General features: G+C 34.8%; 17 protein-coding genes, 1 tRNA gene and 1 pseudogene. 11 read left to right on the forward strand and 8 right to left on the reverse strand.

What is annotated here, in order from left to right; translation table 11 throughout:
• On the reverse strand, positions 1–356 hold a 356-nt coding region (locus DCO46_RS19035; protein WP_133244615.1), incomplete at its 3' end, for a serine hydrolase domain-containing protein.
• 359 nt (positions 357–715) lie between these two features.
• On the opposite strand from DCO46_RS19035, the gene DCO46_RS19040 reads away from it, so the two are divergent.
• The 3 genes from DCO46_RS19040 to DCO46_RS19050 all read left to right on the forward strand — a co-directional run bounded on the left by DCO46_RS19040 (position 716) and on the right by DCO46_RS19050 (position 2990).
• Positions 716–1480: an SDR family NAD(P)-dependent oxidoreductase gene (locus tag DCO46_RS19040; protein ID WP_116754073.1), complete on the forward strand. Its 765-nt coding sequence runs from the start codon at positions 716–718 to the stop codon at positions 1478–1480.
• A gap of 66 nt (positions 1481–1546) precedes the next feature.
• Positions 1547–1984, forward strand: a complete 438-nt coding sequence (locus tag DCO46_RS19045; RefSeq protein ID WP_116754074.1) for an ester cyclase — start codon at positions 1547–1549, stop codon at positions 1982–1984.
• Positions 1985–2078: 94 nt separating this feature from the next.
• Entirely contained in the window at positions 2079–2990 is a 912-nt protein-coding gene (locus DCO46_RS19050) for a helix-turn-helix domain-containing protein (RefSeq protein WP_116754075.1), read from the forward strand.
• Positions 2991–3306: 316 nt separating this feature from the next.
• On the opposite strand, the gene DCO46_RS19055 is transcribed toward DCO46_RS19050, so the two are convergent.
• From DCO46_RS19055 to DCO46_RS19065, 3 genes are all read right to left on the reverse strand, one after another.
• The gene (locus DCO46_RS19055; protein ID WP_116754076.1) at positions 3307–4848 is read right to left on the reverse strand and encodes a hypothetical protein; all 1542 of its coding nucleotides are present in this window, start codon (positions 4846–4848) and stop codon (positions 3307–3309) included.
• Between the two features lie 427 nt (positions 4849–5275).
• Entirely contained in the window at positions 5276–6013 is a 738-nt protein-coding gene (locus DCO46_RS19060; RefSeq protein ID WP_116754077.1) for a hypothetical protein, read from the reverse strand.
• A gap of 508 nt (positions 6014–6521) precedes the next feature.
• Entirely contained in the window at positions 6522–7418 is an 897-nt protein-coding gene (locus tag DCO46_RS19065) for a helix-turn-helix domain-containing protein (protein WP_116754078.1), read from the reverse strand.
• 162 nt (positions 7419–7580) lie between these two features.
• On the opposite strand from DCO46_RS19065, the gene DCO46_RS19070 reads away from it, so the two are divergent.
• From DCO46_RS19070 to DCO46_RS19095, 6 genes are all read left to right on the forward strand, one after another.
• A complete protein-coding gene (locus DCO46_RS19070) occupies positions 7581–8432 on the forward strand; it encodes an aldo/keto reductase (RefSeq protein WP_116754079.1) in 852 nt (283 codons plus the stop codon).
• Positions 8433–8471: 39 nt separating this feature from the next.
• Positions 8472–8915, forward strand: a complete 444-nt coding sequence (locus tag DCO46_RS19075; protein ID WP_116754080.1) for a nuclear transport factor 2 family protein — start codon at positions 8472–8474, stop codon at positions 8913–8915.
• A gap of 34 nt (positions 8916–8949) precedes the next feature.
• The gene (locus DCO46_RS19080; RefSeq protein WP_116754081.1) at positions 8950–9198 is read left to right on the forward strand and encodes a hypothetical protein; all 249 of its coding nucleotides are present in this window, start codon (positions 8950–8952) and stop codon (positions 9196–9198) included.
• Positions 9199–9322: 124 nt separating this feature from the next.
• Positions 9323–9790: a (2Fe-2S)-binding protein gene (locus DCO46_RS19085; protein ID WP_116754082.1), complete on the forward strand. Its 468-nt coding sequence runs from the start codon at positions 9323–9325 to the stop codon at positions 9788–9790.
• Positions 9791–9812: 22 nt separating this feature from the next.
• A complete protein-coding gene (locus tag DCO46_RS19090) occupies positions 9813–10427 on the forward strand; it encodes a hypothetical protein (protein WP_116754088.1) in 615 nt (204 codons plus the stop codon).
• A gap of 26 nt (positions 10428–10453) precedes the next feature.
• Positions 10454–12619 carry a xanthine dehydrogenase family protein molybdopterin-binding subunit gene (locus DCO46_RS19095; RefSeq protein WP_116754083.1) on the forward strand — a complete coding sequence of 722 codons (2166 nt, stop codon included), beginning with the start codon at positions 10454–10456 and terminating at the stop codon, positions 12617–12619.
• A gap of 76 nt (positions 12620–12695) precedes the next feature.
• On the opposite strand, the gene DCO46_RS19100 is transcribed toward DCO46_RS19095, so the two are convergent.
• Positions 12696–12769: transfer RNA gene (locus DCO46_RS19100), tRNA-Arg, on the reverse strand.
• A 113-nt stretch (positions 12770–12882) separates the two neighbouring features.
• Here DCO46_RS19100 and DCO46_RS19105 point away from each other — a divergent pair.
• The gene (locus DCO46_RS19105; protein WP_116754084.1) at positions 12883–13395 is read left to right on the forward strand and encodes an adenine phosphoribosyltransferase; all 513 of its coding nucleotides are present in this window, start codon (positions 12883–12885) and stop codon (positions 13393–13395) included.
• 6 nt (positions 13396–13401) lie between these two features.
• Positions 13402–14172 (forward strand): hypothetical protein, encoded by a 771-nt coding sequence (locus tag DCO46_RS19110; protein ID WP_116754085.1) that lies wholly within the window; start codon positions 13402–13404, stop codon positions 14170–14172.
• Here the strand turns inward: DCO46_RS19110 and DCO46_RS19115 are convergent.
• The 3 genes and pseudogenes from DCO46_RS19115 to DCO46_RS23090 form a co-directional block, all read right to left on the reverse strand.
• Positions 14169–14819, reverse strand: coding sequence for a response regulator transcription factor (locus DCO46_RS19115; RefSeq protein WP_116754086.1), 651 nt, complete (start codon positions 14817–14819; stop codon positions 14169–14171). The two genes, DCO46_RS19110 and DCO46_RS19115, sit on opposite strands and share 4 nt — an antisense overlap.
• Positions 14809–15591, reverse strand: a complete 783-nt coding sequence (locus tag DCO46_RS19120) for a sensor histidine kinase (protein ID WP_116754087.1) — start codon at positions 15589–15591, stop codon at positions 14809–14811. The genes DCO46_RS19115 and DCO46_RS19120 overlap by 11 nt, the downstream gene beginning before the upstream one ends.
• A pseudogene (locus tag DCO46_RS23090) lies at positions 15564–15858 on the reverse strand (hypothetical protein); the annotation flags it as partial. The gene DCO46_RS19120 and the pseudogene DCO46_RS23090, both read right to left, overlap by 28 nt.

The following is a 15858-nucleotide window of genomic DNA, read 5'->3' on the forward strand; positions in this document are numbered from 1 at the left end:
ATTGAAATAGTACTTGCATCGGGATAATCTGGATAGAACTTTGAAAGTTTATCCTGTAATGAAAGTTTTTTTTCTTCTACTAATTTTAAAATTACCGTTGCTGTAAAAGTTTTTGTAATGGAATATATTTGGAAAATACTGTTAGGGGTATTTTCCTTTTTTAAAGCTACATTTGATAATCCATAACCTTTGTTTAGTAGAGTCTCTCCTTTTTCAGAAATAAAAACAGAACCATTAAATACATTTTGCTGATTGTAAAATTCGAAAAGTTGTTCTAATTTTTCTTTCTTACTTTGTGCAAAACCCAATTGTGTTATAAATAATAAAATAAAAGTTATTGATTGAATTAATTTCATGTTTTTTTGATTTTTATTGAATTCTAACTAACAGTTTGTCCTTTGTGACAGTTGGGTAAATTTATAATAAAAGATTACAAATAAAAATTCTTAACTGAATTTCAGGCAAAATTCAGAGCACAAGCTAACACATCCAATAAAATGTCCTGCTTTATTTATATAGAGTAAATAACTTATCTGGGTTGTTGGGAATGCTTCAAGGAATAAGCTCACCATCATTATTTGAATGTCGTTCTTGCCAATAAAGTTGCTGACCATTCCATTTTTACCACTTTTGGCTACTTAAATTATGGTTTTGGCTAAATTATCTCTCCTGTATCTGCGCAAATTTGCAACATAATAATACTAAAATAATCATTATGTCATCGCAAAGTAAAATTGCAGTAGTAACAGGAGGGAGCCGCGGTCTTGGAAAAGATATGGCAATCAGTCTTGCCAAAAACGGATTGGATATAGTTTTAACCTATAACACTCAAAAAGAAACAGCAGAAAATGTTGTAAAACAAATTCATGATATCGGACAAAAAGCGGCCGCTATAAAACTAGACGTCTCAGATTCTTCTGGTTTTGATTTGTTTGAAAAAAATCTGGGAGACCAATTAGCCAATTACTTCAACTCAGATGGAATTGATTTTTTGATTAATAATGCAGGCTTTATTCACTATGCAAATTTTGATGCTATCAATGAAGCTCAATTTACAGAAATGGAAAATGTACACCTTAGAGGTCCATTTTTTCTTACACAAAAATTATTGCCATTACTAAGAGCTTACGGAGGAATTGTAAATGTTTCTTCAGGACTAACCCGTTTTGCAACGCCTGGATTTGCAGCTTATGCAGCACTAAAAGGAGCAATGGAGACATTGACAAAATATCAGGCAAAAGAACTTGGCGCAAGAAACATAAGAGTAAATGTTATTGCTCCGGGGGCTATCGAAACCGATATTATGGGAGGTGCCGTACGTGACAATGTAGAAATGAACCAATACCTGGCTTCGCAAACTGCTCTTGGAAGAGTTGGACTACCAGAGGATATTGGGGGAGTGGTAGCCTTTTTATGCAGTGATGCCGGCGGGTGGATTAATGCTCAGCGAATAGAAATTTCAGGAGGTTCAAATCTATAATTAGACTTAAAAATAGTTGATCATAGTTGATAAGCTGAATGTTAAATACAATTAGAAGAATATAAAATGGAAAAAGAAGATAAAGGAGTAGTCAAAGCTCTTTCGAAAGAGGAAATAGATACTATCGAAAGGTTTTATACAGCATGGAAACTTAAAAAGCCAGAAGTGTTAGACGAAATTTGCACGCCCGACTGGAAAGATATTCCGCTCGCACCACAACAAGAAGATAGCCCAAAAGGATTGCAGGCAATTATGAAATTTTTGTTCGAATTATGTCCTGATATAGAAATCGTAATTCATGAGATATTTGGCAGTCACGAGCGTGCAGCTGTAAGAGCCTCAATGCAATTTACGCATGTAAAGGAAATTATGGGAATTCCTCCAACGAATAAGAAAGTGACAATAGCACTGCATGAATTTCATTATTTGAAAAATGGCAAACTTACCCATACATGGCATTTAGAAGACTGGTTTGGTCTTTTGATGCAGAGCAAAGGAGAATAAAAAATCTAATGGCATTCGTATAATAATTTTTTGAATATACTTTTAAAAGAATTCATCTGAATTGAGAGTGTCAAAAAAATCTAAATTTGTATCTATGGAAGTAATTAGAATAAAAAGCATCACAGAGTATCATCGCTTTAGAGGGCTTCCTAAGCCGGAACATCCTTTAATAAGTCTGGTCGATTATGCACAGGTAAAATTCTCTGATGATGAAAAAACGACAAACATTGTGATGGATTTTTATTCTATTGCTTTAAAACGCGATATTGGAGCCAAACTCTATTATGGCCAGCAGGTTTACGATTTTGACGAAGGCATAATGTCATTTATAGCACCAGGACAGGTTTTGCGACTGGAGCAGGATCCTGATTCATTACATAAAGGCGCGGGGTATTTATTGCAAATTCACCCGGATTTTTTATGGAATTCACCACTGGCAAAAAATATTAAGAACTACACGTTTTTTGATTATTCAATTAATGAAGCACTATTTCTTTCTGAAAAAGAGGAAAATATCATTGTAAATATTTTTCAAAATATAAGAGAAGAATACCACATCAACATTGATAGATTTACGCAGGATTTAATAATTGCGCAGACAGAATTGCTGCTCAAATATTGCGACAGATATTACAATCGCCAATTTCTTACAAGAAAAATCAGCAGTCATCAAATACTATCAAAAGTTGAAGAATTTTTGAATAATTATTTTGATGATAAAAACCGTGACGAAAGAAATCTTCTTTCTGTCCAGACTGTTGCTGATAATATGAATGTTTCTTCAGATTATTTAAGCAATTTACTGAAGCTTCATACTGGTCAGAATACGCAGCAGCATATTCACAATAAACTCATAGAAAAAGCGAAAGAAAAACTTTCTACTACTAGTTTGTCAATTAGTGAAATTGCGTATGAGCTGGGATTCGAACACCTTCAGAGCTTTAGTAAATTGTTCAAAAACAAAACAAACGAAACACCCTTAAAGTTTAGAGCTAAGTTTAATTAATCGTTTTATTTAAGTTTTTAAAATCTCTTTTTGCAGAGAGAAAATAAATGTAAAAAATCCAAAGTTACCTTGCCTGATAGCGTAATTGAAAAAAGGCGCCAATTGTCTTCAATTGGCGCCTTTTGGCTGTGTAGTGACAGGAACAGGACAAATTTCAACATCTTTTATGGATCATTTGAAGAAATTGGCATACCATATGTAGTTTCTGTCTTTCCTTGCTTTGTCATTTTGGTTTAGATATCCAGTTGGGGATTGATGTAAAATTGTCTCACTTCTACTAGAATTTGCACCTGTTTTGTATTTAGAACTACTTTTTTTAATTATCGCAGAACGAAACAATTTGCTTTAAATGCCTTTCGGTCTGGTATTTATTAAAATTGTCCCATTTTGGAGGTATGCTTGTTTTTTTCCCGTACATCGCATCCAGGCAAATGTTGTTGTCTTTGTATTTGTCATGTAAAACAGCCAAAATTTTAAAGAAAAATTCATCCAGCATGATGATGGCATCAAATTCTGATTTTAGTGTGTTGTAATTAGAATCTGAAGGATTTAACAGCTGAAGCAGATTTAAAAGCTCGTTTTTTTCTTCTTCATTTATTTCAGTGGCATAACCCGTTTTTAAGGTTTTAAAGACCAGGTTATTCCAGACTTTGCTGTCATGTCCCCATTGTACATCAGGCAGGTTTAGGGAATGTTCGCAAATTAGAATAATAGAAAAAAGAACATCATTTAAATACTCCGCCGGGAATTCGTCAAAGCTTCTGAATTCGAAACCGCTCTGGTACATTTTTTCCTGATTAAAATCAAGCCCCACTTCCGAAAGCATTTCATATTCCATGTGAGCTTCAATCTGATCGCGCCACCAGATGTTTTCTTCTTTTGTAAATTTCAGTAATTTTCTAAAATTGTCTACCTTATAAGTTAGAATTTTACCTTTTGGCATTGCTTTGTTATAAGTTCCAACACCTATGTAACGGGACATGGCATTTCGCATTGAACCTAAAGTGAATTTTTTGTCTAAACTGTATTTATCACTGATCACGCCCATAATATCAGGGCTTCCGAGGGTGGATATGAAAAAAGGCTCAAACCACTGTAACAGGTAAATGGCGTTAGCATGTGTTTTTTCAAACTCATTGTAATCCACAATTCTGCTGTCTTCTGTTAATGATGGTAAAGTGATATGAAAATGGTAGGTTCCATTATTGAACAAAACCAGATTTTCCTGATTGGTCATAAACATATTAAGGCCATTGTTGTAATCCGGAAAATTTAATTTTCCGTTTAATACAGACGATTCGTTGATTTTATCCAAAAACAGTTTTTTGGTCGCTTTCAATTCTTTGCAGGAATCAGTAATTGTTCTGTTTTCAAAATATTTGGTTACAAATTCAATAGAATCACCATCAAAATGCACAGATCCCATCGTTTTGTTTCTTTGGGTAATCATACTCTGAATGTTGTATGGCTGATCTTCAAGGAAAAGTTCCATGATCGATTTGCCAAGATATTCCGGATTTTCAATCGGTTCTGCGATCCTCTCACCGACTTCCGTATCGATTACTGTTTTTACTGGGGATAATGTCTTGTGCTGATAATTGATATCGAGTTTTTCCAGCGAATGACTGTTCATCATTCGGCTTACTTTATAGCTTTCAGTCAGGTTAAAAGCTTTTTTTAGCATAGGAGCCAGGCTTTCGGGTTTATAGCATTTTCTGTAATCAATACTATATTTCTCAAAACCAATTTTTTCTTGTATAAATTCACCAGAAACTATTAGGGACTCTTCAAATTGCATGTAGGTTTCGTTTTCCAATCCTATTCCCCAATAATATTTTTTTGTCTGATTGTCTTTCATTTATACGTACTTTCTTTTTTAGGTTAATTATAATTTTTAAAGCATTATTTCATCTGAAGATACAAATCCGGCGTGTTTGCATTAGTGACAGGAAACCTATAACGGATTAAGCATATTATTGCCTCCATTATAAAAGTTTTTGTCTACTTTTAAAAATATAGGAATTTGTATTTTAGATATTTCGCAATTGTTATCTAAGGAAAGATCAAATAAGGAGTAAAATTTTGTAATAGGATTTTAAAATTACCAATGCTATTAATTGCTTTTGTATCAATAATTTAAGCAATGAAAAGGCTAAATTACAACTTTTGCTGTTCTTGTTTTTTCTAAGTTGCAAAAGTAGTTTTTTATTATCGTATTTCCAAGTAGTTATCTCGTTGATAATCAATATTTTTTTGAATGTTTAACGATCTGGCGAATTTCGTTTTTATTCGTGATAATAGAAGACATAAGAGGAATACAAATCATCATTCCACCAGTCTTTTCTCACCTCCGAAAAGTAATTGTAATTCAGTTTTCCTGCCTGTGACTGCAGTGGATATACGACAACGCCATTTTCTCGGTACGCTTTATGCAGCTCGGTTTCAGGAACCACGGGAACAATGTGTCCAGAGAGACCTTTTTCTCTTCTCTTGGCGCAGATTATTCCAATTCCGCCATAGGCATTTACCTTCTGCTGGATTTCTTGCGCTGTAAACATTTTTTCCCATCCAAAATTGGGTCCCCATTCTAAAAACCAGTCGTGTATGGCACTCGAATAGATGCGGTCTACGGTTTGTTCAAAAACAGCTTCTACATCTTGTCCGTGTATAATTTTTTCAAGGGATTCGGGAGTCCACCAAACGGTTGGAACATATACTTTAGCAAAATAGCAATAATCATAAGCGTATACATTGCAATAGGTGTCTTCTACAGTTCTTTGATATCTAAGACTGGTTTCAACGTCCAGTTTATCAATTATTCGGGCAATGCTTTCTTTTTTACTCGCTGTATCAGTCAGATCTCTGTAAGGAATTGCAGCATCCATTATCGGTTTTTCTTTCATTTCCATAGAATCCAGCCGCGATTGTAGATCTGGTAACAAATTGGCTTTCTTGATTTGAATATTCGATAGTGTATGATTATCTAAAGGTAACGATGCTACTGTTACAGTATGTTTTTTCATCTTGACTGCTTAAAATTAATTGACCTTACGCTGCTAATTGATTAATTATACAGCGAAATTTGGTTAGCCAGCGGGTAAATGTAAGGATTTTAAGTTGCTAAAGAGTTTTAGAAAAAGACAAATTACAGAAAACGGTGTGATTACTTTAATTGTTTTGTTCTTTTTACTTCCTTTTCCTTGTCTTCGTTGTTAACCACATCGTAATCATCATTTGTAATGGATTCCTATTCAAGCATTTTCTGATCTGACGTTTTGATTGTTTTTGGGTTCAGCAGAAGTGTTTTGAACCTCTTTGATAAATCCTTTCTAATATTTGTACTGATATCCTTCCTGGTATAATTTTCAGTATTCGATAATAGAAAGAAGTTAATTTATTGACTAATAATAATATAGAAAAGGCACCAATTGTTTTCAATTGGTGCCTTTTGGCTGTGGTGACCCTTACTGAACAATTTACAAACCATTTTATGAATGATTTAAAGAAATTGGCTTATTTTCAAGTATTTTCTCAATTCAAAATCCTATATTCATTAGGAGTACTGCCAACATGCTGTTTAAAAAAGCGAGTAAAATGCTGTGGATATTTAAAACCTAATTCATAAGCCACCTGATTAATTGTCTTTGTAGAGTCGAATATTTTGTCTTTTGCAGTTTCAATAATTTTATTCTGAATGTATTCCTGAGCAGATCTTCCGGTTTCTTTTTTTATAAGGTCTCCAAAGTAATTAGGAGATAAATTAAGTTCACCCGCATAGTAAGCAACAGAAGGCAATCCTATAATATTCGGTTTGTCGGAAGAAAAATAACTGTTTAAGAGCTCTTCAAATTTGTCAACAATTCCTTTGTTGGTAGTATCTCTGGTGATAAACTGTCTGTCATAAAATCTTTCACAATAATTCAAAAATAACTCAATATTTGATGCAATAAGCTTTTTGCTGTGTTTGTCAATAGATTGTTTTAATTCCACTTCAATTTTAGCAAAGCAGTCAAAAACAAGCTGTTTTTCTTTTTCAGATAAATGAAGCGCTTCACTGGTATCATAACCGAAAAAGCTATACTCATTAATACTTTTAGCAAGTGATGTACCACGGATCAAATCGGGATGAAAAACTAGTCCGTGTCCTGCAGGCTGGTAATAATCTACCTTGTTTTCTACATCTATAGTTTGTCCAGGCTTTATAAAAACTAATGTTCCCTCCTGATAATCGTAATAATTACGGCCATATTTCAAATCTCCGCATTTTACCTGCTTTAAGAATATACAGTACAGTTCAAAGTTCATTTTAGAACCGGTTCTTGGTTCTGCTTTATTAAAATCAATTATACTAACTAAAGGATGTAATGTTTCATGATTATTAAAATCATTGTATTCACTAATTGTTTCGAAGTTAAATACTTGTCCCATGTACTTTCATTATTTATTACACAAATTTAACTATTTAAGGATAGCTAAAACAGTAGTTCGTTGTCAATCAGTAATCTTGGTAGGAGATTCCGTAATCCGTATACCAATGCCGTCGTTTTAAGTTCGGAAATTTGTAATAATAAAATTATAAATCATATTATAATGTACAATATAAAATTAAACAATGGTGTTGAAATGCCCATTTTAGGGTTTGGTGTTTTTCAGATGCAGGACATGGCAGAATGTGAACAGGCAGTAGTAGATGCGATTGAAACGGGTTACAGATTAATTGATACAGCCGCTTCTTATATGAATGAAAAAGCTGTTGGAAAAGGTATTAAAAGAAGCGGGATTGCAAGAGAAGAACTTTTTGTAACTACAAAGCTTTGGGTAAGTGATGCAGGTTATGAAAATACAAAAACAGCTTTTGAGAAATCATTAGAATTACTTCAATTAGATTATCTGGATTTATATCTAATTCATCAGCCTTATGGTGATATCTACGGCTCTTGGCGTGCCATGCAGGAATTATATCAGGAAGGAAAAGTAAAAGCAATCGGGGTTTCGAACTTTCATCCCGACAGAGTGATGGATTTAATTACCAATACAGGGTTTGTTCCTGCAGTGAATCAGATAGAAACACATCCGTTTCATCAGCAAAATGAAACTCAAAAATTCCTTCAGGAAAATAATATTCAAATTGAATCCTGGGGACCCTTTGCTGAAGGAAAAAATGATATTTTCCAAAATGAGATTCTGACAGCAATTGCTCAAAAATATAATAAATCCACTGCGCAGGTTATTTTGAGATGGCTCGCTCAAAGAGGAGTTGTTGCTATTCCGAAATCGGTTCGTAAAGAAAGAATGACAGAAAATATCAACATTTTTGATTTCGAATTATCAAACGACGATATGACAGCTATCCAGACTTTAGATACTAATGTAAGCTTGTTTTTTGACCACAGGGATCCTAATATGGTAAAGTGGTTGAGTGAACGAAAATTAAATAGATAACAAATCTCAAAAATATAATAATCAAAAATTTACAACATTATGAAAAAATCACTTTTTGGATTACTTGTAATTATTCTAATTGCAAACAACTCTTTCGCACAAAATACTATTGCTGAAAAGGAAGTAATTCAACTTTCACAGCAAAAATGGCAATGGATGGCAGATAAGAAAGTCGATAAACTTACACCATTGTTTGATGATAAATCTGTTTTTGTTCATATGGGAGGAAGTTGGGGTAAAACTCAGGAAATTAATGTGATTAAAAGTGGAGGAATTCATTACAAGAAAGCAGACATCCACGAGGTTTCAGTAAATGTTATAGGTGATACGGCAATACTTTTGAGTAAAATTACATTATTAGCAGTAGTTGGAGGAAATGAAGTTACCAATCCATTTATTGTGACGGAAGTGTATATAAAACAGGGTAATGACTGGCGATTAGGATCATTGTCTTTTACAAAGCTAATGACACCTGGACAATAAATTTTAGAATTTGAGAAAAGAAAAATAATATGAATTGCATTGTCATCCAGCGGGACAAATTATTTTAGCACTTGAAGGAGTAGGCTATTATCAGGAAAAAGGGAATCAAAAAATCATTATAAAGAAAGGGGATATTGTAAACTGCGCTGCTAATGTTGCGTATTGGCACAGTGCCAGCAGCAATTCCAGATTTATTCAGGTTGCTATAACGGGAAGAGAAAAAGGGGAAACGATTTGGTTTGAGTCTGTAACTGATCAGGAATACAATAGTGAACCGAAGTAATAAATAACGGGTTCTTTATGGATTTTAAATAATTAAAAATCAATCGTTTGTCTTTTTTTTGTAAATTAGAAAACAATACACTTCATAAAACTAAATAATTGTCAATATTAAAATCAGACTTATTATGATACAATTAACCGTCAATGGTAAAACTGAAAAATTAGATGTAAGCCCTGAAATGCCCTTGCTTTGGGCAATTAGAGATACACTTGGGCTTACCGGAACCAAGTTTGGCTGTGGAGTTGCACAATGTGGAGCCTGTGTTGTACATCTTGATGGAGAAGCTGTTCGCTCCTGCGTGACAAAAATGAGCCGTGCTGAAGGTAAAAACGTAGTTACTATCGAAGGGCTATCTGAAAATAATGACCATCCTGCTCAAAAAGCATGGCAGGAAATTGATGTACCTCAATGTGGATATTGTCATTCAGGACAAATCATGTCAGCTGCTGTATTGCTTCGGGAAAACCCAAACCCCACAGATCAGGATATAGATGATGCTATGGCAGGTAATATTTGCAGATGTGGTACATATCCAAGAATTCGAAAAGCTATACATCTTGCTTCACAAATGCAAGGAAAAAGTAGAACATAATCACAAACAGAAAACAAAGCTTATGTCAACAAAAACTAAATTTATACTGATAGCTGTAGTTTTAGTCTCAACAATTGGGTTAGCGTTTACTGCTTCGTTAAGAGAATCAATAGAAAAGGAATATGTAGTAATTACACCAGTAAAAAAAGACAGTGCAGCATCTGTTGCGGCCTTCAAACAAGTATATAAAGTACTGATGAGTCCGCGCTGTCTTAATTGTCACCCAAAAGGTGATATTCCGCTTCAGGGAGACAATAGCGTTGTTCACAGCATGCAGCCAAAACGAGGAAAAGATGGAAAAGGATTATATGCAATGAAGTGTTCCAATTGTCATCAGCAGTCAAATACTCCCGGCCTGCATACACCTCCCGGAAATCCGGAATGGCATTTACCTCCGGCTGATATGAAAATGGTCTTTGAAGGCAAAACTCCTCATGAATTAGCGAAACAATTGGTTAACCCGGAACTTAATGGACATAAGGATTTGCAAAAGCTTATTGCCCATGCTGATGATGGTTTGGTAAAAGCCGGCTGGAATCCCGGCAAAGGAAGGACAGTTCCGCCTTTAACGCATGCACAATTTAAAAAAGCCTGGATTACCTGGCTTCAAACCGGTGCTTATGCTCCTGCTAAATAAATTGTTTTAACTTTAATGACGACCTGATGACTAAAAATAATAACGTAGATACAACCAGACGAAATTTTCTTAAGCTAACCGGTTTGGGAGGCGCGGCACTTTGCCTTGGTTTTTATTTTCCCGCAGATGGAGTTCCAACACTCGTTACGCCTGCTGAGTTAACTGATGCAGAAATTGAGTTATGCCCCTGGATTATCATTAACCCTTCAGGAAAAGTAACCATTGTGAATCACAGGGCAGAAATGGGACAAGGGTCTTATCATTCGGTACCCCAGATTGTAGCTGAAGAATTGGAAGTTGATATGAATGATATTAATGTCATTTTTGCAATTGGAAACGAAAAAAAATATGGCGGACAGGTTACAGGAGGAAGTTCTACAATTCGCTCATCCTATAAAAATCTCCTAAAATTAAGTGCTGCTTCACGCGAAATGTTAATCGCTGCCGCTGCCACAAAATGGAATGTTTCAATTGCGGATTGTTATGCAGCATCCGGAAATGTGATTCATAAACCATCCGGAAAAAAAGCACATTATGGAGAACTTGCCTTAGCAGCCTCAAAACTGCCAGTTCCAAAAGAACCGAAACTAAAAAAAATATCAGAATATAAACTAATCAGAAAACCATTAAAAAGAATTGATACACCGCTTAAAACTAATGGTTCTTTAATTTTTGGACTAGACAAAAGAATTCCGGGAATGCTGTTTGCTTCAGTAGAACGTGACCCTCGTTATTTCGGAAAAGTAAAAAGTTTTGATGCAACAGGCGCCTTAAAAGTTCCTGGAGTTAAAAAGGTCTTCAAAGTTGAAATGGGTTATTATGATTATAAACGTGAAGGTGTTGCTGTTGTGGCAGATTCGACCTGGGCAGCCCTTGAAGGCAGAAAAGCATTAAAAGTAGAATGGGACAGCAGTAGTTTTAAACACTGGAGCAGTCCGGAAATCTTTAAAACCCAGAATAACTTACTGCACAGTCAGGAAGGTATGATTCTTAAAACACAAGGTAATCCTACTGAAATACTGGCTCAATCGAGTAAAAAACTAGATGTTGTTTATCAAACTCCCTATCAATCCCATGTTGCGATGGAGCCTATTAATTGTATTGCCCATCACAAAGGCGATTCGATTGAAATTTGGGGACCTATACAAGCGCCGGGATGGATTCAGGATGATATAAGCAAACAGTTTAAAATTGACAAAGAGAAAGTAATTGTAAATATGACTTTTCTTGGAGGCGGTTTTGGAAGAAAGGCCATGATCGATTATCCAAGTGAAGCGGTTAGTGTTTCGAAAATCTTAGGAGGGCCGGTTCAGGTGGTTTGGACACGTGAGGACGATGCCACTTTAGGACCGTTTCGTCCGGGAATATCCTATAGATGTGAAGGAATGATTAACAATGGAAAAATTGAAGCCTTGAAATTCAGAATGGCGGGGCAGAATAACGATCACTGGCGCGGAGGACCAAAAGATAAACCTAACCGAAGTACAAGTGAAGGGTTTTTAAAACCTTATTATGAGAGCATTAAAAATCTCAGTATTGCTGATGTACTTTTTGAAACTACGATTCCAACGAGTTTTTGGCGATCCGTATATGCTTCTACAAACGGATTTGCTTACGAAAGTTTTATCGATGAAATGGCACATGAAGCACGAAAAGATCCTTTGGATTTCCGTCGCGAACATTTACAGGAAGAGCGTTGCCAAAAAGTAATCGATAAGATGGAAGAAGTTTCAGGCTGGAAAAACCGTGCAAAAAATGAAGGTTATGGCGTTGCTATAACGGAATGCTTTAATTCGACAGTAGGACATGTTGTCAAAGTTTCAAAAAACATTCAAGGAGGTGTAAAAATAGATAAAGTCTGGGCTGTTATGGATTGCGGTTGGTATGTTAATCCGGATATTATCCATGCTCAGGTTGAAGGTTCCATTGTCATGGGATTAGGTGCAGCAACTACACATCAGATTACATTCAAAGATAATGTAGTGGAACAGCATAATTTTTATGATTATCCAATGCCACGAATTAATGAAATTCCGCTTATAGAAGTATACATAATAGATAACGATGCAGATGCAGGTGGAGTGGGAGAACCAGGACTTCCTCCTTTTGCTCCGGCTTTAACCAATGCTATTTTTGATTTGACCGGAAAGCGAATCAGAACTTTACCGTTTAAACTTTCTGACGTTTATTAGTAGGAAATAATACTGATGAAATCAAGGTGAAAAAAGAATAAAAAAAATCCCATTTCGTTAGAAATGGGATTTTTTGTGACCTCGACTGGATTCAAACCAGTAACCTTCTGAGCCGTAATCAGATGCGCTATTCAGTTGCGCCACGAGGCCATTTTTGCTGCATTCGGCTAATTTTCGTAGCTTTGTTGAACGCTGTTTGCGGGTGCAAATATAGGGATAAATGCGAGATAAACAAGCAAAAAATAACATAAAAATAAAAAAAAATGAAGATTGAAAATTATATACGTGATATTCAGGGTTTTCCCAAAGAAGGAATTTTGTTTAAAGATATCACTCCCTTATTAAATGAGCCAATTGCCAGGCAAGAATGCCTTAAAATTTTAATAGATTCACTAAAAGGACAGAAAATAGATAAGGTGGTAGGGGCCGAAAGTCGCGGCTTTTTCTTCGGAATGCTTTTGGCTCACGAACTAAATGCTGGTTTTATTCCTGTCAGAAAACCAAAAAAGTTGCCTTTTACCACTATTTCAGCTTCATATGATTTAGAATATGGTACAGATTCATTAGAAATCCATACCGATGCAATCAAAAAAGGAGATAAAGTTTTGATTCATGATGATGTTCTGGCTACAGGAGGTACCGCAAAAGCACTTGGTGATTTGGTTACAGCACTTGGCGGTGAGATTGTACAGTTTAATTTTCTGATGGAACTTTCTTCCCTTAACGGAAGAGAAAAAATAAAGGATAACCCTATATTTGCTGCTATAACTTATTAGCCTTCGATGAAATTATTTTATATACCAGCTTTATTTCTTTTGCTATCTGCCTGTAATGAGAAAAACAAAACAGATGATATCAAAAAATCACCAGTTTCTGTTTCAAAACCCGTAAGTCCTGAAAAGATAGCAGAACCTCTTCCTACTGAATTTAAAAGTGACATCAGGCCAAATGAAAAATTGGATTTAGATAAAATATATTCTGATACAGCAGAATTTGTTGAGTTTAGCGATGGCGGAGATTATTCTTATTTAGTTATTAAAAAAGGTAAAAAAACAATTGCCTTAACAACAAATGATTCTAATCCTGATTTTGTCAGGGGTGATATTTTTGATGTAAAATGGAAAATTGACAGCGTTTATATTGCCGGAGACGGCGAGAGGCTTGATTATACAGAATGGTTTGTTGGTGCTAAAAAAATAAAAGACGGATCTGTCAGCTTGTTTAGAAAAAAACACAAAAAACCAATAAAATATCATTGGGCTACAGATGCTGAATACACAACAGAATACAAAGATTACCTTTATACGCTGGTAGAATATTATTTGGCAAATTCTGACAAAGATTTGGTAAAATCACATTTGACCGATTCTAACGAAGAGTTATCTTACTCCATAGAGGAAGGTGAAAAAGACGGAAGATCTTATGTGATTTTAGGTCTTGCTACAGAATTTGAGCATCGTACCAGCATTATCCAGTGGCTGTATCTGGATAATGAAAACAGAAAATTGTATGAGTACGATCTGGCAAACGACAAACTCGTTGAATTCAATTAAACCAGAACAATTTTGTGTTTAATGGCATAAAGCACAAGTCCAATTCGGGTTTTGAGTTCAAGTTTGTCAAATAATGATTCCCTGTAACCGTCTATGGTTTTTGGACTCAGGCACATTTCAGACGCAATTTCCTTATAAGTCATTTCGGTACAGGCGTGTTTGATAAAAAGGATTTCTTTTTCTTTTAAGCATATTTTATTCGGGTCGCTGTTTACTTTATTAAGCAGCATTCCCGATACTAATTCGGTAAAATAAAACCCTTTCTCGATAACGCATTCAATCGCATCCTTAAATATCTCTGGCGATGTATCTTTCAGTAAATAACCTTTGGCGCCATTGGTGATCATTTTTATTATAATTTCTTCATCATCATTTACAGACAAAGCAATTACATTAAGTTCAGGCCTGTTCTCTTTCAGCCATTTCATGGTGCTCAGGCCGTCCAGAACCGGCATATTGACATCAAGTAATACAAGACTGATTTCTGCAGCTACATTACTTTCCAGATAATCAATAAATACTTTCCCGTTTTCAAAACGCTCTGTAACTTCGTAATCCCCAAAACTTTTAATCAACAGTTCCAGTGATTGTGAAAAAAGCAGATGGTCATCTACAATTATAATTTTGTTTTTTGTGTTAGTTTTCATCACATTGTATTAAAGGATATTCTAAATTTACACTTGTTCCTGTCTGGTCAGATGTCATGATGAGCTTGGCGCCAATCAATTTTGCTCTCAGTTTCATGTTGCTTAATCCTAATCCTGAATTTGAATTAGTAAGATCATATCCAATTCCGAAATCTTTCAGTTTCAACCGAAAAACTGCAGCTGTGGTTTCAATATCGACATTAAATAAATCACTTCTGGAATGTTTCAGGCTGTTATGAAGTGCTTCCTGAAAAATCCTGTAAATAATTAATTCATGTTCTTCATTTATAATTGGAAAAGTACCAATCCGATTAAAATTGTATTTAATTTTTTTTAGTTTTTTTATTCTTTCCAAATCCTGCTGAATTGCTTCTAAAAAATTGTGCTGCAATAAATTATCCTTATTAATGATGCGGGACAAAATGCGCAGTTCGTCTAATGATTTGGCTAAAACATCTTTAAGGTCCTTAAGCTCGCTTATAGAAATATTTTTATTATGAATACCAATATTCAGCTGCATTATGGCAACCGAAATAATCTGGCCAATATTGTCGTGAAGTTCTTTACTGATTTCAGAAAGGGTCTGATCTTTTATTTCAATCCGGGTTTTAATGAGCTCAGACTGAAAATACATTTCAGATTCCATTTTTTCGACCAAATAGTTGTTTTTCTTTTTCAGAAAATAAAAAAAGATTACAAGAAGTGTTACCAGTAATGTAAAAAATACAATACCTAACGAAATAACTAATAATTGTATTTCTTTTCGCTCCATACAAATCCAATTATAAAACAACCATGTGCCAGAAAATTTAAAATAAACAATACCAGGCTAAATATTGATTCATCTTGTTTTATCAAAAACCAGTTTATGGCAAGCATGAAAGGCAAAACAGGAACGTGGAATACCAGAATACCCAAAATGTACCAAAAAAAGACTGATTTTTTAAAATTTAAAATTTTGTCCGAATTAAAAATCTCTACCAAATATACACAGGAAAGCAGCATTACAAGTATGACGCCAATGGCGAAACTGTAAGTA

Source organism: Flavobacterium sp. HTF, assembly GCF_003105115.1.
In the GTDB taxonomy this organism is placed as follows: domain Bacteria; phylum Bacteroidota; class Bacteroidia; order Flavobacteriales; family Flavobacteriaceae; genus Flavobacterium.

Bases quoted from the DNA above. Each gene is read 5' to 3' on its own strand.
- DCO46_RS19090 (WP_116754088.1), top strand. From the start codon at position 9,813: ATGTCAACAAAAACTAAATTTATACTGATAGCTGTAGTTTTAGTCTCA.
- DCO46_RS19060 (WP_116754077.1), bottom strand. From the start codon at position 6,013: ATGAAAAAACATACTGTAACAGTAGCATCGTTACCTTTAGATAATCAT.
- DCO46_RS19105 (WP_116754084.1), top strand. From the start codon at position 12,883: ATGAAGATTGAAAATTATATACGTGATATTCAGGGTTTTCCCAAAGAA.
- DCO46_RS19095 (WP_116754083.1), top strand. From the start codon at position 10,454: ATGACTAAAAATAATAACGTAGATACAACCAGACGAAATTTTCTTAAG.
- DCO46_RS19040 (WP_116754073.1), top strand. From the start codon at position 716: ATGTCATCGCAAAGTAAAATTGCAGTAGTAACAGGAGGGAGCCGCGGT.
- DCO46_RS19065 (WP_116754078.1), bottom strand. From the start codon at position 7,418: ATGGGACAAGTATTTAACTTCGAAACAATTAGTGAATACAATGATTTT.
- DCO46_RS19115 (WP_116754086.1), bottom strand. From the start codon at position 14,819: ATGAAAACTAACACAAAAAACAAAATTATAATTGTAGATGACCATCTG.
- DCO46_RS19045 (WP_116754074.1), top strand. From the start codon at position 1,547: ATGGAAAAAGAAGATAAAGGAGTAGTCAAAGCTCTTTCGAAAGAGGAA.
- DCO46_RS19055 (WP_116754076.1), bottom strand. From the start codon at position 4,848: ATGAAAGACAATCAGACAAAAAAATATTATTGGGGAATAGGATTGGAA.
- DCO46_RS19070 (WP_116754079.1), top strand. From the start codon at position 7,581: ATGTACAATATAAAATTAAACAATGGTGTTGAAATGCCCATTTTAGGG.
- DCO46_RS19050 (WP_116754075.1), top strand. From the start codon at position 2,079: ATGGAAGTAATTAGAATAAAAAGCATCACAGAGTATCATCGCTTTAGA.
- DCO46_RS19120 (WP_116754087.1), bottom strand. From the start codon at position 15,591: ATGGAGCGAAAAGAAATACAATTATTAGTTATTTCGTTAGGTATTGTA.
- DCO46_RS19110 (WP_116754085.1), top strand. From the start codon at position 13,402: ATGAAATTATTTTATATACCAGCTTTATTTCTTTTGCTATCTGCCTGT.
- DCO46_RS19075 (WP_116754080.1), top strand. From the start codon at position 8,472: ATGAAAAAATCACTTTTTGGATTACTTGTAATTATTCTAATTGCAAAC.
- DCO46_RS19085 (WP_116754082.1), top strand. From the start codon at position 9,323: ATGATACAATTAACCGTCAATGGTAAAACTGAAAAATTAGATGTAAGC.